Annotated in this window: 17 protein-coding genes, 4 tRNA genes and 1 pseudogene; 10 read left to right on the top strand and 12 right to left on the bottom strand. The window is 42.2% G+C overall.

Annotated features, from left to right (window positions below; genetic code table 11):
* The first annotated feature begins 97 nt into the window (after nucleotides 1-97).
* Nucleotides 98-862, top strand: coding sequence for a substrate-binding periplasmic protein (locus tag HC733_RS13770; RefSeq protein WP_190365621.1), 765 nt, complete (start codon nucleotides 98-100; stop codon nucleotides 860-862).
* Here the strand turns inward: HC733_RS13770 and HC733_RS13765 are convergent.
* Nucleotides 859-1,698 carry an arylamine N-acetyltransferase family protein gene (locus HC733_RS13765; RefSeq protein WP_190365620.1) on the bottom strand — a complete coding sequence of 280 codons (840 nt, stop codon included), beginning with the start codon at nucleotides 1,696-1,698 and terminating at the stop codon, nucleotides 859-861. The genes HC733_RS13770 and HC733_RS13765 overlap by 4 nt on opposite strands.
* Nucleotides 1,699-1,940: 242 nt before the next feature.
* Between HC733_RS13765 and HC733_RS13760 the strand changes: the two genes are divergently transcribed.
* Complete coding sequence (locus tag HC733_RS13760) at nucleotides 1,941-2,954, top strand: hypothetical protein (protein ID WP_190365619.1); 1,014 nt, start codon at nucleotides 1,941-1,943, stop codon at nucleotides 2,952-2,954.
* 165 nt (nucleotides 2,955-3,119) lie between these two features.
* Here the strand turns inward: HC733_RS13760 and tuf are convergent, their stop codons facing one another.
* The 8 genes from tuf to murB all read right to left on the bottom strand — a co-directional run bounded on the left by tuf (nucleotide 3,120) and on the right by murB (nucleotide 7,666).
* On the bottom strand, nucleotides 3,120-4,304 hold the full coding sequence (gene tuf, locus HC733_RS13755; protein WP_190365618.1) for an elongation factor Tu: 1,185 nt from the start codon (nucleotides 4,302-4,304) through the stop codon (nucleotides 3,120-3,122).
* A 127-nt stretch (nucleotides 4,305-4,431) separates the two neighbouring features.
* Nucleotides 4,432-4,507: transfer RNA gene (locus HC733_RS13750), tRNA-Thr, on the bottom strand.
* Between the two features lie 12 nt (nucleotides 4,508-4,519).
* Nucleotides 4,520-4,594 (bottom strand) — tRNA-Gly (locus HC733_RS13745).
* Between the two features lie 44 nt (nucleotides 4,595-4,638).
* Nucleotides 4,639-4,723: transfer RNA gene (locus HC733_RS13740), tRNA-Tyr, on the bottom strand.
* 46 nt (nucleotides 4,724-4,769) lie between these two features.
* Nucleotides 4,770-4,845: transfer RNA gene (locus HC733_RS13735), tRNA-Thr, on the bottom strand.
* A gap of 121 nt (nucleotides 4,846-4,966) precedes the next feature.
* Nucleotides 4,967-5,671: a type III pantothenate kinase gene (locus HC733_RS13730; protein ID WP_190365617.1), complete on the bottom strand. Its 705-nt coding sequence runs from the start codon at nucleotides 5,669-5,671 to the stop codon at nucleotides 4,967-4,969.
* Nucleotides 5,671-6,660: a bifunctional biotin--[acetyl-CoA-carboxylase] ligase/biotin operon repressor BirA gene (birA, locus tag HC733_RS13725; protein WP_342366018.1), complete on the bottom strand. Its 990-nt coding sequence runs from the start codon at nucleotides 6,658-6,660 to the stop codon at nucleotides 5,671-5,673. The genes HC733_RS13730 and birA overlap by 1 nt, the downstream gene beginning before the upstream one ends.
* Nucleotides 6,653-7,666, bottom strand: coding sequence for a UDP-N-acetylmuramate dehydrogenase (gene murB, locus HC733_RS13720; RefSeq protein ID WP_190365615.1), 1,014 nt, complete (start codon nucleotides 7,664-7,666; stop codon nucleotides 6,653-6,655). The genes birA and murB overlap by 8 nt, the downstream gene beginning before the upstream one ends.
* 132 nt (nucleotides 7,667-7,798) lie before the next feature.
* On the opposite strand from murB, the gene HC733_RS13715 reads away from it, so the two are divergent.
* A complete protein-coding gene (locus HC733_RS13715; RefSeq protein WP_190365614.1) occupies nucleotides 7,799-9,646 on the top strand; it encodes a M1 family metallopeptidase in 1,848 nt (615 codons plus the stop codon).
* A gap of 29 nt (nucleotides 9,647-9,675) precedes the next feature.
* On the opposite strand, the gene HC733_RS13710 is transcribed toward HC733_RS13715, so the two are convergent.
* Nucleotides 9,676-10,293 carry a DUF2057 domain-containing protein gene (locus HC733_RS13710; RefSeq protein WP_190365613.1) on the bottom strand — a complete coding sequence of 206 codons (618 nt, stop codon included), beginning with the start codon at nucleotides 10,291-10,293 and terminating at the stop codon, nucleotides 9,676-9,678.
* Between the two features lie 146 nt (nucleotides 10,294-10,439).
* Between HC733_RS13710 and HC733_RS13705 the strand changes: the two genes are divergently transcribed.
* The 4 genes from HC733_RS13705 to HC733_RS13690 all read left to right on the top strand — a co-directional run bounded on the left by HC733_RS13705 (nucleotide 10,440) and on the right by HC733_RS13690 (nucleotide 17,485).
* Nucleotides 10,440-10,811, top strand: coding sequence for a histidine triad nucleotide-binding protein (locus HC733_RS13705; RefSeq protein ID WP_190365612.1), 372 nt, complete (start codon nucleotides 10,440-10,442; stop codon nucleotides 10,809-10,811).
* Between the two features lie 228 nt (nucleotides 10,812-11,039).
* Nucleotides 11,040-11,696, top strand: a complete 657-nt coding sequence (locus HC733_RS13700; protein ID WP_190365611.1) for a helix-turn-helix transcriptional regulator — start codon at nucleotides 11,040-11,042, stop codon at nucleotides 11,694-11,696.
* Nucleotides 11,697-11,827: 131 nt separating this feature from the next.
* Nucleotides 11,828-13,987, top strand: a complete 2,160-nt coding sequence (locus HC733_RS13695) for an ATP-binding protein (RefSeq protein ID WP_190365610.1) — start codon at nucleotides 11,828-11,830, stop codon at nucleotides 13,985-13,987.
* Nucleotides 13,988-14,194: 207 nt separating this feature from the next.
* Nucleotides 14,195-17,485, top strand: coding sequence for a methyl-accepting chemotaxis protein (locus tag HC733_RS13690; protein ID WP_190365609.1), 3,291 nt, complete (start codon nucleotides 14,195-14,197; stop codon nucleotides 17,483-17,485).
* A 68-nt stretch (nucleotides 17,486-17,553) separates the two neighbouring features.
* Here the strand turns inward: HC733_RS13690 and HC733_RS13685 are convergent, their stop codons facing one another.
* The gene (locus tag HC733_RS13685) at nucleotides 17,554-18,693 is read right to left on the bottom strand and encodes a methionine aminotransferase (protein ID WP_190365608.1); all 1,140 of its coding nucleotides are present in this window, start codon (nucleotides 18,691-18,693) and stop codon (nucleotides 17,554-17,556) included.
* Between the two features lie 113 nt (nucleotides 18,694-18,806).
* On the opposite strand from HC733_RS13685, the gene HC733_RS13680 reads away from it, so the two are divergent.
* Genes HC733_RS13680 through HC733_RS13670 form a run of 3 tightly spaced genes read left to right on the top strand, consistent with a single transcriptional unit; the run spans nucleotide 18,807 to nucleotide 20,640 of the window.
* Nucleotides 18,807-19,421, top strand: a complete 615-nt coding sequence (locus HC733_RS13680) for a methylthioribulose 1-phosphate dehydratase (RefSeq protein ID WP_190365607.1) — start codon at nucleotides 18,807-18,809, stop codon at nucleotides 19,419-19,421.
* Complete coding sequence (gene mtnC / locus HC733_RS13675; protein ID WP_190365606.1) at nucleotides 19,418-20,101, top strand: acireductone synthase; 684 nt, start codon at nucleotides 19,418-19,420, stop codon at nucleotides 20,099-20,101. Before HC733_RS13680 ends, mtnC begins: the two co-directional genes overlap by 4 nt.
* Complete coding sequence (locus tag HC733_RS13670) at nucleotides 20,098-20,640, top strand: 1,2-dihydroxy-3-keto-5-methylthiopentene dioxygenase (protein ID WP_190365605.1); 543 nt, start codon at nucleotides 20,098-20,100, stop codon at nucleotides 20,638-20,640. The genes mtnC and HC733_RS13670 overlap by 4 nt, the downstream gene beginning before the upstream one ends.
* Before the next feature lie 183 nt (nucleotides 20,641-20,823).
* Here the strand turns inward: HC733_RS13670 and HC733_RS13665 are convergent.
* A pseudogene (locus HC733_RS13665) lies at nucleotides 20,824-21,678 on the bottom strand (alpha/beta hydrolase family protein); the annotation flags it as partial.
* Nucleotides 21,679-21,797 lie beyond the last annotated feature (119 nt).

Here is a 21,797-nt window from a genome sequence, read left to right as displayed (position 1 = left end):
TAGCCAATCTAGGCCCACGATGCGATGACTAAAATAACGCCAACTCACACCTTTTTGACTACGCTTAAAAAAGTACAACCAAGTAAGGGATCTGATTATGCAACAATACTTGTGCCGCATTTTACTTTGCTGCTTTTTTTTTCATGCTGCCAGTGTACTTGCTAACGACCCCAAAAGTAAGATCCATATATACACAGAAGACTTCCCACCCTATCAAGAGTTTATGGGGCCTGGCAAGATAGGCGGTGTTGCTACAGAGTTAGTAAAAACCCTGTTCGAGCACAGTAATATTGACTATAAAATTCATGTATTACCTTGGTTTAGAACTAACCATATTGTAAACCAAACGCCAAACACCTTTATCTATTCACTTGCACGTACTAAAGAGCGCGAGAAGCTCTATCACTGGATTGCGCCTCTGTGCGAAATAAATGTGTCTTTTTACAAACTCAAAGCTAGAAAAGACATTGAAGTGAATAGCATTGAAGATATTAAAAAATATATTGTGGCAGTGGCATCTGGACAGCCTACAGAGCAACATCTCGTGGAGCAAGGTTTCACCCAAGATGACAATTTAGTGATCCTAGCCAGTCATCAACAAGGCGCTTTGATGCTCAACAAAGAACGTGTTGACTTGTTATATGGTGCCGACTTATTTATCAAAAACGTCAAAAAATCACTGGGAAGTACCGACGAGTGGGAAAGAGTCTATGTATCTGAACATTTAAGTAAGCGCATGTATTTAGCCGCAAACATCAATAGCGACGAAGCGCTTATCAGCAAACTGCGTAAAAGCCATCACGCACTGAGTAAAAAGCTCAAAACATCAGTGCGCTGTGAAAAAGCCCTGCATACTTACTAACTTTGCCTCGTGATGCGTGTTTGTACTTTATCAAAGGCATAAGCTAAATACGCATCGCTGGCTTGCACACCCATATAGTTACTTAATAGATCTTTTAGCTGTGACACATCATGAATTGTTTGCTGTATTTGCGCACCTGTTTGCTCATTCATGTGGATAAAACTATCGTTACGGATTAGATAACGTTGTCCGTCTTCAATACGTGATACAACGAGGTTATTCACAAATGCAGCCTCAAAATGTTGATGACTATAAAAATGCCCTACTTCGCAATCTCCTTCAAATACCTCTGCCAAATCGATTTGATACAAAGAAATAGTCTCAGGCACAGTTTGTGAAATCGTAACAGTCCCTTCACCACAGAGAACTTCATATTGGTTCACACCTTCAATCACCACCTGATTGCGGTTGATCTCAATAGGTACAATCGGTGCTTTCACACCAAACCCGACTTCAATGGTATAAGTCTTGTCACCAAAGCGCAGTAAGGTGACGCGATGCGTGCGAGGGTTGTCAGTTCTGCCATTTAACATCACGCGCGCCAACGCAGGCTTTACGTCATAACCTAGCGCTTCTAACACTAAATACATGATTCGGTTATGTTCAAAGCAATACCCACCTTGGCGCTTGGTGATCAGCCTCTCAAACAATGCCTCAGCTTCAAGAGATAAGTAAGCACCTTGCATAGCGTTAATACTGCTAAAACTGTAGGTTGCTAAATGCTGCTTTTGCAATTGCGCAACGAGCTCAAAACTACCAATGGGGGCAGATAAAGACAGAGTATCTAAATACAAGCGGATATAGTGAGCGAGTGGTAAATCGTACTTCTCTAACATATTATTTTCCTTAAAGTATTTTTATGTCGGTAGCAAAGATAAAAGCTCAAGTTAGGTTTAGGTCAAGAACCTTTATTATATTTTTGCATACCAACTGAAGCCTTATGATGTTCAAAACTTAGTAAAATTGTTCTTTGGATTCTGATGACTCCTCCATCTAACAATTAACACAACTGGAAATGGTCTTCATCTAAATCTAAGATCAATTACTAATCACTCTCTCAAACATCGTAAGGATGGATATGAACAATCTACAAAATAGTAACGAGATTCAAGTTGAGAATGCTGGAAAGCTCATTGGCAGCCTCCCTAAAGAAAGTTTAAAGTCCTTATTTTACTTGTGTGTTGGAAAACCTGATTCTCGGACGAAGGTATTTTCGTCCGCTGTTTTTTTGGAAAAGGACGATATCATTGAGCTGAATGAATGTATTACTAGAAAACTAAAAATACATAATATCGATGCTCAAATTACTACTGTGAGCGTTGGTAAAGGCACAGACATCAGCGAGTTTGGAACTTGGCGGGAGTTTGAAGAGCATCACTGGCATGAACCAGAATGTATAGAGGAACTTGTAATAAAATGGGACTTTATGATCACATTGCCCGATTATAAGATACCACAAAGACATACATTACTCGTTAGAATATCTTGTGATATGAAGCCTGGAAAGTTTCTTCAAATGGTTGCTTCTGGCAATGCAGATGACTTCGATCAAATGGACATTCTTACTGCGCCAGCATTTTGTAGAGTAGACTTTATTAACTCCCAGATCAGTAAAGAGCTAATCAACGAGGTGAGTGATTGGTATGAAGGGAGAAAAGAACCAGAACTTATACCTAGCAAGTTTTATTGGTTCAAGTTACGAAAAAATATTGTTGCAATGCTAATACATCATTCTTTCGCACTCATGTTTTCACTTGTATGGGTAACAGCTTACCTCTGGTTAGACACAAATAAGTTCTCTGGCAATATCACTCTGCAAGCAAGTGCACTTTGGATTTTTATCGGTATATACATGTTAACTCCCGTAACCAAGTTCGGGCATATTATTGCTAGCCGTGTTTATTCAGAGCTAAGCGAGCTAGAAGGTAGTAGAGTGGTTTTTCAATTCACCTCTGGGGATAAAAAAAAGTTATCTGAATTAGCCAATTATAATAAAAAGAAAGGCCGTTCTTTTGCTATGAAATCACTCTTTGCATTCCTCATAAACATACTTGCTGGAATTTGCTCTACATATTTGTATTTAAATAGCTGATGAGGTCGCTTCCTTTTTCGTAAGGTGAAACGAGCAAGTTTAACAACCGTTGAGGGACTCACTCCGTCGGATGGCGCTTCGCTTATCCGACCTACGACCAAAATCTCAGGCATTAAAAAAGGCCACCTAAGTGACCTTTTTTACAGTGTTACTGCAATCTATTGATTACTCAATGATTGTAGCTACAACACCAGCACCTACTGTACGGCCACCTTCACGGATTGCGAAGCGTAAACCTTCGTCCATCGCGATTGGTACGATTAGCTCTACAGTCATCTTGATGTTGTCACCAGGCATTACCATTTCTACGCCTTCTGGTAACTCTACGTTACCTGTTACGTCAGTTGTACGGAAGTAGAACTGTGGACGGTAACCTTTGAAGAACGGAGTATGACGACCACCTTCATCTTTAGAAAGTACGTATACTTCTGAAGTGAATTTAGTGTGTGGCTTGATTGAACCAGGCTTACATAGTACTTGACCACGTTCAACTTCGTCACGCTTAGTACCACGTAGTAGTGCACCGATGTTCTCACCCGCACGACCTTCATCTAGAAGCTTACGGAACATCTCAACACCCGTACAAGTTGTCTTCGTTGTATCTTTGATACCTACGATTTCTACTTCGTCGTTCACGTTGATAATACCAGCTTCTACACGGCCTGTTACTACTGTACCACGACCTTGGATTGAGAATACGTCTTCGATAGGCATGATGAATGGCTTATCGATTGCACGCTCTGGCTCTGGAATGTACGTGTCTAGTGCTTCTGCAAGCTCTAGAATTTTTTGTTCCCAAGCTGCGTCGCCTTGAAGTGCTTGAAGCGCTGAACCTTGGATTAGTGGTAGGTCATCACCTGGGAAGTCGTACTCTGAAAGTAGCTCACGTACTTCCATCTCTACTAGCTCTAGAAGCTCTTCGTCGTCAACCATGTCACATTTGTTCATGAATACGATGATGTAAGGTACACCAACTTGACGTGAAAGTAGGATGTGCTCACGTGTTTGAGGCATAGGACCGTCAGTAGCTGCTACTACTAGGATCGCGCCGTCCATCTGTGCAGCACCCGTGATCATGTTTTTAACATAGTCAGCGTGTCCTGGACAGTCTACGTGTGCGTAGTGACGTGTTGGTGTATCGTATTCAACGTGTGAAGTGTTGATTGTGATACCACGCTCACGCTCTTCTGGAGCGTTATCGATTGATGCGAAGTCTTTAGCTTGACCACCGTAGTGCTTTGCTAGCACGTTTGTGATTGCTGCTGTTAGAGTTGTTTTACCGTGGTCAACGTGGCCGATTGTACCTACGTTTACGTGCGGTTTTACGCGTTCAAACTTTTCTTTTGCCATGACGGAACCTATCAGTTTTTGTGTATCTAGATTACATATAAAAATAACCCGCCATATGCGAGCTAAGATTATTCTTTCAATTTTTTAATGACAAATCAAAGGAAGTATTTGAGAAGATTCTTAAGACTGGTGCTGATAGGCAGATTTGAACTGCCGACCTCACCCTTACCAAGGGTGCGCTCTACCAACTGAGCTATATCAGCACACCAGAATACTGGAGCGGGCAGCGGGAATCGAACCCGCATCATCAGCTTGGAAGGCTGAGGTAATAGCCATTATACGATGCCCGCTTTAGGAACCTGTTCTTAACTACCTCGAACCGTCAAGAATAAAGTGGTGGAGGGGGCTGGATTCGAACCAGCGAAGGCAGTGCCGTCAGATTTACAGTCTGATCCCTTTGGCCGCTCGGGAACCCCTCCACGAAAAATTCTTTCCTAAAGCATCTGCAGATTGCAGTGTAAAAAATGGTGCCGACTATCCGAGTCGAACGGATGACCTACTGATTACAAGTCAGTTGCTCTACCAACTGAGCTAAGTCGGCACTGCTTTAGTACGGGGCGAGATTCTAGAGCAAGGTTTCGGGCGATGCAACAACAATCTGCAAAAAAATGATAAATTATTGTTTAAGTGCTCATATTTGCGGCAATAGTACGCTAATACGTTCAAATTTGAGTGTTTTTACGCCAAAAAGCTAAGCCTTGCAACACTAAAGCGTCGTGGTACACAGCCTCACAATTAAGTTGCTGAGCAATAAATTCACCATATCCACCCGCACAAATCACCTTGAGCTTACCTTTATTCGACCCAAACTTTTCTATTGCTGCATACACGGCGCCCAACGTGGCCACTAAGGCGCCATTTTTCACGGCATTCGGGGTGTTTTTACCCAGTTCTTGTGCAAATGGGCACTGTTCGTCGCTAAATACCTTTTGTGTGTTCGCCACCAAGCTATCAATCATCATATCTAGCCCTGGTAAAATCCAACCGCCAAGATGGTGACCATCCGCACTGAGAAGGTCCACTTTTGTGGCTGTTCCCGAGTCAACAATCACGCAATCTTGTTTAGGATATAAATAGTGACACGCGACAACGGTAAGCCATCGGTCGATGCCAAGGTTCTGGTAGTGTTCATAAGCACAATGCAATTGCCCTAAAGTTGCACTCACATGCGCGTGTATCACTTTTATCCCGCTCGCTTGTGCTTTATTTACAAAAGGAGATAAAGCGTCAGACTTACCCACTTGAGCCACCAGCACCTCATTTATATCATCCCACGGCACTTGGTCTTCATGAATGAGTTGAATACTGTGATCAGACGCCAAAGCCAGTTTTACTGCGGTATTTCCGACATCGATTAGTAAGCGCATTACCCTTCCTTACGCAGTGAAATCTCACCACCAAAATAACTTTTTAACACCCCATCTTGGCGTAATACGATACCGCCTTGTGCATCAATGCCCTCACACACGCCTCGCCATTGGCGTTGTCCTGTGCTGAGTGTTACCACTTCGCCAGCAAACGCATTGAGTGAATTCCACTGCGCGGTCATCTGAGTAAGCCCACTGTGCTGATACTTCGCTAAACGCGCAGCTAAACGCTGAGTCAGCACGGCAACCAACAGATTCTTGTCGATGCTGCCTGCATGGCTCGATAAGTCTGTCCAAGGCTGATCTATTTGTGCTGATGCCCCATCTGGCATCAACAAATTGATGCCAATTCCGATAACTAAATGACATGGCCCTTCAACCTGACCATCGAGTTCAACCAACACCCCTGCCAATTTCTTATTGTTAAGATAGATATCATTTGGCCACTTCAGTGCAACGTCTAAGTTATATAGCACCTTGATTGCATCATATACCGCTAGTCCAACTGCGATAGATACACCCATTGCCGCCTGCAATCCATCATCTAAACGCCAATAATAGCTGTAATAAAGATTCGCCCCAAATGGTGATTGCCAAGTACGGCCCCGTCGCCCTCGTCCTGCTTGTTGCATTTCAGCAACAAGAATTTGCCCAGACTCTAAGGGCTGCCGATTTTGAACTCGGCGCATCAACTCACTATTTGTCGAATCAATAATAGCCTCAACTTCCACCGAGTTGTAGCATTCTAAGTGCGCTAGCTGTTCAATGATCTGTGTTTTATCCAACAATGGTAAGCTATGGTTTAAACAATACCCTTTGCCACTGACGGTAAAAATATCAATACCCATTTCTTGCAGTGAAGCAATATGTTTTGACACCGCAGCACGGCTAATTCCCAACTGCTCGCCCAACAACTGCCCCGACACAAAACCTCCTTGGTTTAGTGCGTTCAAAATAGCTAATTTATTTCCTTCAGGTGCTTTATTCACACACTGCTCCTTGAATATGGACTTCGTTATCATGACCTAATAAACGCACTTCGTGCTCTAACTTTACGGCAAACTTTTCCCATACTTGCTGCTGGATATATTTAATCATCGAGACCAACTCATCTGCGCTACCGTTACCTTGGTTAACCAGCACCAATGCTTGTTGGTGATAAACCGCAATGCCACCTATTTGATGTCCTTTAAGTCCTGCTTGCTCTATCAACCATCCAGCCGCAAGTTTTTGCTGACTATCATTAACAAAGTAAGTAGGCATATCTGCAAATTGCTGCTTTAACTTACTGACGTGCTGATTGCTCACCACTGGGTTTTTGAAAAAGCTACCCGCATTTGCCAACACGCTGGGATCTGGTAGTTTACTTTGCCTGATAGCAATCACCGCTTGGCACACCTGCCAAGCGCTAGGGTGGGTATGTTTGAGGTGCTGCAAAGGCCCATAGCTAAGTTCAGGCTGCCACTGTTTAGTTATTTTTAGGCCCACCTGTGTTATCACGAAACACCCCTTTAATGCATGCTTAAAAATTGAGTCACGATAGCCAAATTCGCATTGCTCGCGAGTCAGATTCACGATTTGTTGTGTATCAATATCAAACCCTTCTACATACTCAACAAATTTAGCCAACTCAACGCCATACGCGCCAATATTTTGTACTGGTGCCGCCCCAACTGTACCGGGAATTAGCGCTAAGTTTTCAAGTCCTGCAATACCTTTTTCAAGTAACTGCAAAATTAGTTGGTGCCAATTCTCACCAGCTGCAGCTGTGACCAACCAATCCGAATCACGCTCTTGTATAGCCACTCCCTTAAGTGCCATTTTGATAACTGTGCCAACAAAGTCATCAACAAAAATGGTATTGCTCCCCTCGCCTAGTAAACAAAATGGCTGTGAAAAGTCGATTTCTGTTAGCTGCTGCCAGTGGTTCACTGTAACTAACTGTGAGCACTGACTGGGTAAAGCAAAAGTATGTAGAGACTGTAAAGCGTGCACTCGATGGCCTTAACAAAATAATCTGAGTGCCGTTAGTTTACCTGAACACTTCACTAGGCGCATCCATGTGTGATCTTCACACTAAGCATGTTATAACATGACCACTAACACTGAATAATGAGCAAGGATTTTATGAAATTAACAGCCTTCGCGACCAGCTTAGCACTGGCCGGACTCTCTCACACTGTAATTGCTGCAACTGCCGTTGACCAACATACCTATGCTAACTTGAATGATGTTATCTCTACACATCTACATTTGGACTTAGATGTCGATTTTGCAGATAAACAACTCGAGGGTTTTGTTGAGCACACGTTAGAGTGGCAAAACGCCAATGCGCGCACTTTAGTACTCGATACCCGCGATTTAGAAATCGACAAAGTCATGTACCAAGGACAAAACGGACAATGGCACAAGGCAAGTTTTACTCTGGCAAAGCGTGATGATGTGAAAGGTGCCAAGCTAACCATTAAATTTAAAGAGCAAGCTAAAAAGGCGCGTATTTACTACAATAGCTTGCCACAAGCTTCTGGCCTGCAATGGCTCACTCCTGTCCAAACAGCAAGTAAAACGCATCCATTTATGTACAGCCAATCACAGGCTATCCATGCACGCAGCTGGATCCCTGTACAAGATACACCAGCGATGCGCGTTACCTACTCAGCACGCATTCAAACACCAGACGATGTACGAGCGGTAATGAGTGCCGACAACAGCGGCGCATTAATTAAAGATGGTGACTATTGGTTTGATATGCCACAGGCAATCCCACCGTACCTCATAGCAATTGGCGCAGGTAACTTAGAATATAAAGAAATGTCGCATCAAACAGCGATTTTTGCTGAACCACAAATTCTAGATGCATCAGTTGCCGAGTTTAACGACACGCAAACGATGATCAACAAAACCAATGCTATGTACGGTGAATATGCTTGGGGTCGCTACGACCTACTAATGCTGCCACCAAGCTTCCCATTCGGTGGTATGGAAAACCCTCGTTTATCTTTTATCACCCCAACGGTGGTTGCCGGCGATAAGAGTTTAGTTAACCTAATTGCCCATGAATTGGCACACTCTTGGTCTGGAAACTTAGTAACCAATGCCACATGGGAAGATCTATGGCTTAACGAAGGTTTCACCTCATATGTTGAAAACCGTATTATGGAAGAAGTATTTGGCCGCGAGCGCGCAGTTATGGAACAAGCACTGGATGCCGCTGGTTTAAAAGAGTTACTCAAAACCATTGATGAACCAGATACACGCTTAAATTTAAAACTCAACGGTCGCGATCCTGACGATGCATTTAGCTCAGTGCCATACACTAAAGGGCAATTGTTCTTAATGTATTTAGAAGAAAAGTTTGGCCGTGAGAAGTTTGATGTATTTGTAAAAGAGTACTTTAAAACTTACTCATTCAAGTCTCTAACAACCGCAGAGTTTGTTGATTATTTAAATAACAACTTGCTACAAAAATATCCCGGCGTTGTGAGCCTAGAAAAAGCCAAAGAGTGGATCTTTGAGCCAGGGCTTCCTGCCGATGCACCAAACCCAACATCGGATGCATTTGAAAAAGTAGATGTACTTACTCAAGCATGGTTGAAAGGTGAAAAAACGTTAAGCGAGTTACCTACAACGCAATGGAGCGTGCATGAGTGGTTACACTTTATCAACAACCTTCCTAGAGATTTAGATACAGTGCGGATGTCCGAGTTAGATAGTGCATTTAACCTAACCAACTCAACCAATGCCGAGCGTGCTTTTGCTTGGTATATGCTTGCTGTGGGTAACGGCTACGAGGCCATTTATCCTGCACTTGAAAAACACTTAACCACTATTGGTCGTCGTAAACTGATTGTTCCGTTATACAAAGCACTGGTTACAAACGGCAAACGTGACTGGGCTTATGATGTTTATCAAAAAGCACGCCTGGGTTATCACTCACTTGCACAAGGTTCAATAGACGCGATATTCGAAAAATAAGCGTAAACCAAATGAAAAATTAAGGGCCTTTACTGGCCCTTAATTTTTTCTAAAAATGCAACTCGCTGCGCGTCATTGGCTTGTTGCCACCAAAATTCTAACATCGAAAAGGCATCCGGATGTGACACCCCTTTTGGCTTTGCCACTGAGCTAGATGGCTGCACAAGAACTTGCGTCGCTTGCACAGCTGAAGACACCATTTTCTGTTGTGATACAACATCACCGCCGTGCATTACCATTGGCTTAATACGTACCAATGTAACAACCTGATTGTCAGGTTGCCTTACTGCAACACTCGGTTTTTTTGCAAACTGTTCAGCCTGTGCCACATCAACGGGGCGCTTAAATAGCAGCTGATAATCTCCCTCTTGATCAATTAACATAGTTACCCAAAAAGGCTCAGACTCAACCACTTCATGCTCATCATAATCAAGTTCATACAAATCACTGTATTTGAGCTTCAGTGCGTACTTTCCTGGAGCTAAAGTCAATTTGGTGACTTTATTGAACAATGAATGTTCTATCTCTTGCTCATTAACCTGCAATGGATAAAGCTCTTGAGAAAAATTAACGGTCGCGCTGTGTGCTAACCCCAAGTGACCGCCAACTAACAAGGTCAGTAACAAAATAACTGGCCTAATATTCATACCATCCCCTTTCAATTTAACATCTTATTATCACAAGCAGTTTGACAGTCAAAGTAAACTTTGTCATTAGTGTATCTATTAAACCTTAGTATACTCTTTATGCGTAAGTGCTAATGCAGTAACAAAAACTTTTAGTAGGACCTAACATGACCGAGAGCACCATTTTTGACAAAATTATCAATAAAGAGATCCCCGCGGATGTTGTTTACGAAGATGAACACACACTCGCCTTTAAAGACATTAATCCACAGGCGCCCTTTCATGTTCTGGTGATCCCAAAACAGCGTATCGCAACCATCAATGATGTAAATGAACAAAATTCACATCTCATCGGCCATTTGTATGTTGTCGCTGCAAAACTTGCCAAAGAGTATGGTTTTGCAGAGGAAGGTTATCGAGTTGTCATGAATTGTAACGAACATGGCGGACAAACGGTCTATCATGTTCACTTACATCTACTCGCAGGTAAGCCTATGGGCTGGCCTCCTTATCAAGATAGGAAAAAAGAACTAATCTAAATTATTCTATGTTAATTAATGTAAACAGTTAAGTTATTATTTCAAAAAACAAAACTGTATTCATATCAAAAAGTTAACTTAAAGAAACGATAAATTGTTACTGTTCATGAAGTTATTGAGCAGTAACATATAGCAATTACTTCTAAACCTTGATGAAAATACTAATACAAAAGGGCGGACCCTCATGTTAGCATTAAGTCATCAGTTTGAATAAGAGTGTTAGTATCAATGAGCAGTTCTGCCTTTTTGTTATTAGACAAAGACCCAATTAATACAATAGGAATCAATGTCCTACAGCCATTATTAAAAACCCAAGGGCTGGAAGTGACAACCAGTACAGATATCGAAGATGTTCCTGAAGGAACGCGTATCCTCTTTATCGAAACTGCGCCAAAGGATGCTTGGATTAAGTTAAAAGAACAACTTAGTCGACTCAAAGTCAATTGTGATATCGTTTTGTTTAATCTTGACGAAAATCCCGAGTTGGCCAATCGTGCCTTACTAAGTGGTATCCGTGGCGTGTTTTACACGACCGATAACGCTGATGTGTTAATGAAGGGTATTCGACTTTTACTGGAAAATCAGCTGTGGTATCGCCGAGAGATCATGTGCAACGCGCTCAATCGCATGCTGCAATTTAATAAAGATGCGTTACATAAGCTGACCGAAGGTGATATTGAACCAGTCAAACTTACCAAGCGTGAAAAAGCCATTATTTCACTCATGAGTAAAGGTGCAAAAAACAAAGAAATTGCGGAAGATTTAAATATCAGCCCGCATACCGTAAAAACTCACCTATACAGCGCATTTAGAAAAACCAAATGTCGTAACCGTATTGAGCTGCTTTCTTGGGCGCAGCAAAATATTCCTGATGAAATTCGTTAATGTAAAAACCACATTAGCTTATGCATAAATATTTTCTTACAGCCGCAATCGCGGCTGTTTTGTTTCTTTACTCACCTTATACAAATCTCTATGCTTAATCGTTAAATCCTAATATAAAAACAATAACGAGCATGTTCGATCCAAAAACGTTGTATATCACTAGCATAGCCATGATGGCAATGATGGTTTTGCTAAACTTTTTAACTTGGCGAACCAATAAAGACACCCCGGGCACTTTGCTTTATATTTTTTACCCTCTGGTATTACTTGCCGCCATTGTCAGCTTTGCGGTCCACAGTAAGTTAGATATGTGGCAAAGTATCGGTAGTGCAAATGCCTTGTTATTTAGTGCATCGATTATCCATTGCTTTGCCATCTCTCAGTTTCTTGGTTACAAAAAATTTGAGCTAAAACTATTTTTATGCATCACCGCAGTATTATTTATTGGCTTGATCTACTTTAGTGCGATAAATGATAACTTACGCTATCGCATTTTAGTTTCCGATTTACAGCACATTACAGAAACAATTTTCTTACTGTATCTATTTTTACGTTTTGCTCGCCATCTCTACCCAAATGGTACTATCGTTTACTCCATCATACTGTGCTTGGTGATGTGTGCTTTCACTGCCCGTACCTTCTTAATGGGCGATATCACCCATTTAGAACTACTGGATGACAATTGGTTTGTTACAACACTCTTCATCAATGGCGTACTAGCCCCTATTTTTTATGCTACCGGAATGGCATTGCTATGTAATGAGCGCAGAGAGTTAAACTTAAATAGATTGACCGAAAAAGCACAAAAAGACCTTGAGATAAGAGGGCTATTTTTATCAACCATCAGTCATGAAATTCGGACCCCCCTCAACGGGATTTTAGGCAGTGCTCAGTTGGTGCTAAACCGTACAACCAACCACCGAAATAAAGCTTATTGCGAAGCCATTATCAACTCAGCCGAGTCGCTCAATTTATTGATAGACAAGGTGTTAGACTATGCCAGCCTAGATCAAAGTGATGAAGCCTTGTATGAAGAAGATGTTGAGCTAAAAAGTTGGCTAAATAACTTGTGTTTACTCCTTAGTCCCCTTGCAGAGCAAAAAAAGCTATCTTTCGAATTGATATACGACTTGCCAGAGCAAGCTTGCTATTACTGTGATCAGCAGAAACTTCGGCAAATTGTCATCAACTTAGTTGGAAACGCAATAAAGTTTACCGATAAAGGCAGTGTAAAAATCCAAGTTGAACTGGTGAATGAGAATAACATGAGCCATCAAGTGCGCTTCAGCGTAATAGACTCAGGCCCAGGTATAGACAGCGAAGACATTGATAAATTAACTGAACCTTATGTGCAAAGTAGTGCAGGAAAAGTTAAAGGTGGTACAGGCCTTGGACTGGCAATCACCAGCCGCTTGTTAGAACGCTTGGGCTCCAAACTGAACATCGACAGCACCTTAGGACAAGGCAGTACATTTAGCTTTGAAGTAACATTAGCATTAGGAGAATTAAGTTTAGTTGAGCAACGACATCACAACCCCGACTGTTTGATTGGTTTGAATGTGTTACTCGTTGAAGACCTAGATCTGAATCAAAAAATTGCTATCGAGTTTATGGCCGCAGATGAACATAAGGTCAAGCTTGCCACCGATGGTCAAAGTGCAATTGCCCTGTTACAACAGCATCAATTTGATGTGGTATTACTGGATATGAATTTGCCTGATCTCACTGGTCAAGAAGTCATGCGCAAACTGAAAAATATGGATCATAAAAACAAACGCACACCCTTTTTGGCATTTACGGCAAGTTTAAGTCCTGATGAAATCAAAGAGTACCTAACACTGGGCATCAAAGACATTGTTGGCAAGCCCATCAAACAAGAAAAACTACGCCGTGCACTGAGCGATTCGCAAAGCGCTCAAAAGCCAACCATTAGCGTGGAGCTGACGGATACCTTGTATGATGATACCGCCGTAAATTCTCTAAAAGGCGGCTTTAGTGAAGATGAAATATCCTCTGTCTACAACGAGTTTGTACTCTCTGCTCGCAATAAACTCATTCATATACAACAATTAGAGGGAGCAAATAATGAACAGTGTATTAAGCTCTTACATCGTCAAGCAGGCACTGCTTTACAGCTGGGATTCAATAGATATGGCTTAGCATTAAAGAAAGTTGAACGTCGCTTGCTTGATGGCAAATCAAGCGATGGGGAACTCACCAAGGCGATGACATTGTGGCAAGAAAGCTTAGAAGCGTATTTAAGCTTTGTAAGAAAAAGCACCCTAGGCTGAGCAAGTACAGCAAACGAAGGAGCAGAGTGTCTGCTCCTTTCAAAAAACAGCACTTTATTTCTATTTCAAAAACAATAACACATCCTATTTTCGTAATAAAAGCTTTCCTTTTATATAGACGCAAACAAGAATTGTTCTACACTTTCTAACTGGCCGTTGTTTTTTGTTAGCCACTCTTAGCAACACTTTATGAACAAGGAATATGTTATGCGAAAATTTGCTCATGCTGTCACTTCGCTAGACTTAACCAAAAAACTCAATATTGCTTTTCTGGCAGTCGCACTCATCCCCATAGCATGCATTATCAGCATTGCGTTATATCAGGCATCTTCAGCTTTGCAAAAGCAATCGTATGCTCAACTAAATGCTGTCAGTGAAGTTAAGAAAAATGCTGTTGTTAGACATTTTCAAGGGGTGCGAGACAAACTGCAATCGCTCACTGTTAATCCCCATACTGCTACGGCTGCACAAGCTTTTACTTACGCGATTGCGAACTTAGATACCCCTACGGTTGTATCTGATAATTTGGCACAGTTTTATAATTCACAGTTCCTTGAAAAATTTGCACAAAGTAACCCAGATGCACAACCTCCCAAAGAATTGTTTAATCAGCTATCACCCGAAGCGGCAGCACTGCAAACTCGCTACATCGCCGATAACTCTTACCCACTTGGCGAAAAGCTGCGTCTCGTTAGTACCGGCCACCAAGACAATTACGACTTGGTTCACCAGCAGTATCATGCGTATTTTTCAGACATAGCACAGATATTTAATCTATATGATTTGTTCATTATTGATAATGATACAGGTGTTGTAGCCTACTCAGTCTACAAAGAATTGGATTTTGCCACCTCGTTAGTCACAGGCCCGTTCGCCAAGAGCGGTTTGGCCAAAGTATTTGAGCAAGCTAAACAATTACAAGATAGCTCAGAGTTTGCCTTTGTAGACTATGAGCCATACTTACCTTCATATAACGCGCCGGCTAGTTTCATTGCCGCCCCCATTCACATTGAAGGTAGCAAAGGCGCAACCTTAGTGTTCCAGCTTTCAATAACTGCGCTCAACAGCATCATGACAGAGCGAGAAGGGCTTGGTAAGAGTGGAGAAACCTATTTAGTTGGTCCTGAAGGGCTCATGCGCTCGGACTCATACCTTGATCCAATTAATCGCTCTGTCGTGAATGCTTTTAAACACCCAGATACCAGCAAAATAAATACCGAAGCATTTCACAGAGCAATCAACGGTGAGCAAGGACAAAAGCTCATCACTGACTATAATGGCCAGCCCGTGCTTTCTTCATACTCCCCTGTTGAGGTTCTAGGTGTTCGCTGGGCACTCTTATCCGAGATTGATGAAGCGGAGGCTTTTTCAGCCGTCACTCAGCTCACGCGAGTACTCGCTATAGTGCTCACAGTGTGTATTATCATCATAGTCATTGTGGCTATCTGGTTTGCAAAAACCCTGACCAAGCCAGTTCAAGCTTTGGTTAAAACAATGTATCGGGTTGAAAATGAAGGCGACTTTTCGTTACGTGCGCCTATCACATCTTCAGATGAAATCGGGCAATCTGCACAGGCTTTTAATTCCTTACTAGATGCTTTACAGGTCTCCCTCGAAGAAACGAATCGAGTGATGAATCAGATGGCAAAAGGCTGCTTTTCAGAGCGAATTACAGTGGACTGCAAAGGTGAGCTGGATATCTTAAAGAGTGCTACCAATCATTGCGCGAGCACTTTAGATGTTGCAATAGGAGAAATAAATACCGTTATTAAAGAGATGTCTGAAGGACAGTTTAATAATCAATTACAATCTCCTATGTCCGGTGACCTTGCAAGACTTAAAGACAATATTAACTATTCACTAAACAGCCTAAATACCACCATGAACGAAATTGTCCATGTGATGGAAAATGTAGAGCAAGGCAATTTCAAAGAACAAATCAGCATTAATGCAGGCGGCAAACTAGAGCAGTTAAAAAACAGTGTTAACAACTCTGTATCGAGTTTATCGGGTGCCATCGATGATATCAGCGATGTTATGAGCGCAATTCGCTGTGGTGATTTTTCAAAACGGATCAACTTGCCACTAAATGGCCAACTTGAAGAACTCAAAGATGATATCAATTTTAGCGTGACCAATTTAGCGAATATTATCAAAGAAATTTGCACTGTTATGGCGCAAGTAAGCCAAGGTGACTTTAAACATACCGTTAACTGCGATGCGCAAGGTCAGCTAGGTCGCTTAAAAGATGATATTAATCTTTCTATCGAGTCTTTAGATGACGCTGTTGGTGAAATATCTTCGGTCATGACAGCCATCAGTTATGGCCGCTTTGACCGCGCCATTGAAGCGCCGATGAAAGGTCAACTACATAGCCTAAAAACTGATATTAATCGCTCAGTCAATAACTTAAACCAAATTATTGCCGAGCTTGGTAGCGTTATGAGCGCCATGTGTCAGGGAGATTTTAGCCTGCAGATCACCTCCAACCTTCAGGGCCAACTACAACAGCTAAAAGACGATGTAAATGGCTCTACGGCAATTATCAACGACGCCATCAGCGAGGTAACTCAAGTGCTAAGTGCCTTAGCCAAAGGCGATTTAACTCATACAGTACAAGGTGAGTATGAGGGAGTTTTCGCTATGCTCAAGCAAGATGTGAATTCAACCATCAAGAAACTCACCGAGGTCATTGAAGGCATCCAGCAATCAGCTAATAACGTCTCACAAAGCGCTTCCGAAATAGCCGATAGTAATACCGAAATAAGCGCACGCACAGAAGAGCAGGCCGCTAATTTGGAAGAAGCCAGCGCGAGTACCAGTCAAATGCTTGAGGCACTAACCTTGGTATCCGAACAATCAGGGGCAGCTGTAAAATTAGCGCACCGAGCTGAGGAAACCGCTAAAGAAGGCGGTAAACTGTCAAAAGATACCGTCAGTGCCATCGACGAAGTAGATAAAGCGAGTAAAAATATCAATGAAATCGTCTCTGTTATTGATGGCTTGGCATTTCAAACCAACTTGCTTGCGCTCAATGCAGCTGTTGAAGCCGCCAGAGCCGGAGAAAATGGCAAAGGCTTTGCCGTAGTCGCCAATGAGGTGAGAGATCTGGCTGGGCGCAGTGCGGCATCAGCTAAGCAAATTAAAGACATTATCGCCAACAGTAACGATAAAGTGGGTCAAGGCATTGAAATGGCAAATAGCTCTGGCTTGAAGCTAGATCATATCGTCGCAGCGGTACTCGAAGTGAGCAATACCATAGTAAAAATCAATCAATCCACCACCAACCAACAGCATGCCATTAAAGAGGTTGACCAAGTGGTACAGCGGCTCACTGACTTAATCCAAGAAAATTCTGCTATCACTGAAGAAACGATGGCGGCTGCTAAGCAAATGGCTGAGCAATCGAATGAGATGCGCCGCTTACTTGAATACTTCAACATAGAAAAGCCAGCACCAAATGCAACACTATTGGTACACCAATATAATGCTTCATAGGCATTTTATTTAAAGCCCCACTCGCCTGTTTTTGCGTGGGGCTCACATTCTTTAATAAACGCTTTTTACTAAAGTGAACATAGTTTTTCTGCAGCTTTGAGTAATGTCTCGGTGTGCTTTGCAAAGCATAAACGAATTATCTTATCGCCCGGGGGCTTATCATAAAATACACTTAACGGAATTGCCGCAACGCCTACCTCTTTCACTAAGTATTCGCAAAAAGCGACGTCATCGAGCTGCGAGATGGCAGAGTAATCCAGTAACAAGAAGTAAGTCCCTTCACTTGGCAAAATTTCAAAGCGGCTATTTTGCACAGCCTGTACTAATGTGTCTCTTTTTTGTTGATAAAACTGTGCCAGCTCATCAACATGCTCTGCATGCTCTTTGAGCATATCAGCAAGCGCTAACTGGGCTGGCGTGAAACTTGAAAACGTCACATATTGGTGAACTTTACGAAACTCTTCAGATAGATTTTTTGGCGCAACACAGTAGCCCATTTTCCACCCTGTGCAATGGAAGGTCTTACCAAAACTAGAGATCACGAAACTACGGGCAAAAATCTCTTCATCTAACAGCGCGCTAAAATGAGGTTGCCCATCAAAAGTGATATGTTCATAAACTTCGTCACTAATAAGCAATAGATTGTGCTTTATTAGCAAATCTTTTAACTGTGCAACATCACTTTGTGAAATTATTTTGGCACTGGGGTTGTGAGGGGTATTTATAATAATTGCGCGCGTTTTATCGCTGAGCGAATTCTTCACTTGTTGCCAATCAATCCGAAAATCAGGGGCTCGCAACGCAATATGAACCGCTTTGCCTCCCGCCAATTCAATGGCTGGCGCATAACTATCGTAAGCTGGGTCAAACACTATCACTTCGTCACCTACTTGCGTGATCGCTTGAATAGCAACAAAGAGTGCTTCAGTGGCTCCACTGGTGACCGTCACGGTACTTTCAGGTTCAACGGTTTGCTTATAACGACGCGCAATAAGAGCAGCTATTTGGCTTTGTAATGCAGTTATTCCGGATGATGGTGAGTATTGATTAAACCCCTGTTCACTATACACTGCCAACCGCTGTTTTAAAAAATCTGGGGTATCAAATTCAGGGAAGCCTTGAGACAAATTAATTGCTTGATATTGATTCGCCAGTCCAGTCATTTGACTAAAAATACTGGTGCCAACGTGGGGTAATTTACTTTCCAATGTCCTTCTCTCTTTGATGATGGTGTAAAACTAAAAGCAATGTTATTATTACACAAATAGATGTATAGCCGTCTAAATATTTTATCTTATTTGAGAATACAAGGTAACACAGGATGAATAGTGATGCTGCTAAATCAGCGCTAATTGACGCCGGAAAGTGGATTAGTAATAAAGGTTGGGTACCGGCAACCGGTGGTAATTTTTCAATAAAAACGGATGACGGTTTTGTTGTTACAGCCAGTGGCCATGATAAAGGCAGCCTAACCGAACAACATTTTTTGGAGTTAAATAAAAATGGTGAGATACGCTCAGGTGACGGCAAGCCATCTGCTGAAACAGCATTGCATTTAAAACTATATCAACTAGTACCAACCACAGGGTGTGTATTGCATACGCATTCTGTCGCCGCAACGGTTTTATCTAGATTTGAGAAGAACAACATTTTACAAATCAATGGATATGAAATGCAAAAGTCGTTATCGGGCATTACATCCCACCATACCCCAGTTGACATTGCCATTTTCGATAATGATCAAGATATCGAACGCTTAGCATCCCAAGTGGCTGAGTATCATCAGCAACGCCCTATTACTCATGCGGTATTGATCCGTGGCCATGGGCTGTATGCATTAGGGACAAATATCAATGAAACACGCCGACACATTGAAGGGTTAGAGTTTTTATTTGCCTGCGAGTTAGAACGCATCAAATTGGAGTCAATTAAATGATTAAAGCCATAGTGACGGATATTGAGGGCACCATCACCCGCATCTCATTTGTAAAGGACATACTCTTTCCCTATGCCGCTAAACACCTAGCAGAGTTTGTCCAGACTCATCAACAACGTGATGATGTAAAGGCACAAATTGACGCAGTGCGTAACGAGCTTGATAACCCTCAAGCCAGCATTGATGAAGTGATATCAGCACTATTAGGTTGGATTGAAGCAGATAAAAAGGTGACGCCCCTAAAGCAACTGCAAGGCTTTATTTGGCAAGCGGGCTATGAGCATGGCGACTTTACCGGGCATATTTATCCTGATGCGTATGCTTTTTTAAATGAGCAAAGCACGCAGAATATCGATTTATATGTTTATTCATCAGGCTCAGTAAAAGCGCAACACCTGTTGTTTGCACATTCTGATTATGGTGATATTCGCCATTTATTTAAGGGCTATTTCGACACCCATATCGGCGCTAAACAAGAGCCTGAATCGTATCACGCCATTGCTGCTCAGCTTCCCTATGATGCGCAGCATATTCTATTTCTCAGTGATGTAGTTGCTGAACTTGATGCTGCAAAAGCGGCAGGCATGAAAACCTTACAGTTATGGCGCGATAACCAGCCACAGTCTGAGAATCATCCTGCCATTGAAAATTTTGCGCAATTTGAGGCATTATCACTATGAGCCAACTGACTATTTTTGCTGACCAAAACCCAAGCAATGCGCTGGTAAAAAGCACAGACACAAACGAGATAAAACAACACCTTGCACAAGTTGGTGTTAACTTTGAACAATGGCAAGCCCAACAAAAGATCACGCCCGCGATGACCCATGGGGATATTTTGCAAAGCTACCAAATGGATATTGAACGTGTTCAAGCCAATGGCGGATACCAAACTGTGGATGTGATTGCGCTTGAAAAAGGCAACCCCAATGCCGCCCAGTTACGTGAAAAGTTCTTATTTGAGCATACCCATAATGAAGATGAAGTACGCTTTTTTGTTAAAGGGCAAGGTCTGTTTTGCCTACATATTGATGACAAGGTTTATCAAGTGCACTGCCAACAAGGTGACTTGATCTCTGTGCCTGCCAACACTGCACATTGGTTTGATATGGGCAGTGACCCTGAGTTTACTGCTATTCGCTTTTTCAATAATGAAGCTGGCTGGGTTGCTCAAAGTACAGAATCAGACATTGCAAAGCGCTTTCCCACGTTAGACTAAAACCATATAAAAAGTCGACTTCTCGTTAATGCCATTCGCTTAAAAGTGCCTGATCTTCGCCAGTTAGACGGCTAGTATTGTTTAGACACAGCCGTCTTCCTATTTAGTCTCGTCGTTGTAAACTCGTTTGTGAATCACACATTTTAATCGAGTGGTCTTTGACTCATCATCGCCTTTTCAAGCTTAGAGTTTTAAGTTTTGATTTAAAAAGGCGAGTATCTTGATGTAATACTCTTGACGATGCTTGGCTTTGTAAAAGCCGTGACCTTCACTTTCCAACAGCATATATTCATATGGGTGTTCAGCTTTTTTTAGTGCCTCAACCAAAGACTCCGCGTGCTCAATTGGTGCTCTTTGATCCTCACCACCATGGACAATGAGCACATTTGCTTTAAGTTTATCGACGTTATAGCTTGGTGAAAAAGCTTTATGTTCCTGCGGATCACTTCCAAGCACTTTAGTTAGATAGTTACGGCCAGTTTTATACTCTGAAATATCACCTTCTTTAAACATCAAAGGTAAGTCATAGACACCAACGACACCTATCGCACATTTAAATAAGTCGGGCGCCAAGATCGAACTTTGTAGAGCTGAATAACCACCAAAGCTCGCCCCCATGATACACATGTTATCTGGGTTAACGTAGCCTTGCTCAATCACATACTTGGTTCCATCAATGATATCGAATTGCACCTCACGCCCCCACTTTTGGTAACCCGCATACTCAAAAATATCGCCATAACCACCCGACCCTCTGAAGTTGACCTTCAGCACTGCAATACCTCGACTGGCTAATAATTGAGTATCTTCATCAAACCCCCAAAAGTCTCTGATGCCATGAGGGCCGCCATGAGGTATCACAACCAAAGGCAAATTTTTGTCTGGTTTCCCTTTGGGTAACGTTAGATATCCATGAATGGTTAAACCATCACGCGCTTTAAAAGCAATGGGCTTAGTCGGTGACATATCTTCTGGTTTTAGCCAGCCACGCTCCGAAAAAAGATATTTCAAGCTTTTTTTAGCATCATCATATAGATAGGTGAGCTTACGGCAAGTTAGCGTAACTCACCATCAAAAATATGCTTGAGTCCAGAATTTAGTCTATGCGTTGTGATTTATAGTTCCAAGGCAAGTAAAGTTCTGGGTTTAATCGCAAT

It is taken from the genome of Pseudoalteromonas sp. S16_S37 (genome assembly GCF_014694405.1).
Classification (GTDB): Bacteria; Pseudomonadota; Gammaproteobacteria; order Enterobacterales; family Alteromonadaceae; genus Pseudoalteromonas.
The sequence above is the reverse complement of the archived record's forward strand: the minus strand, read 5'-3'. Positions and strand labels throughout refer to the sequence as shown.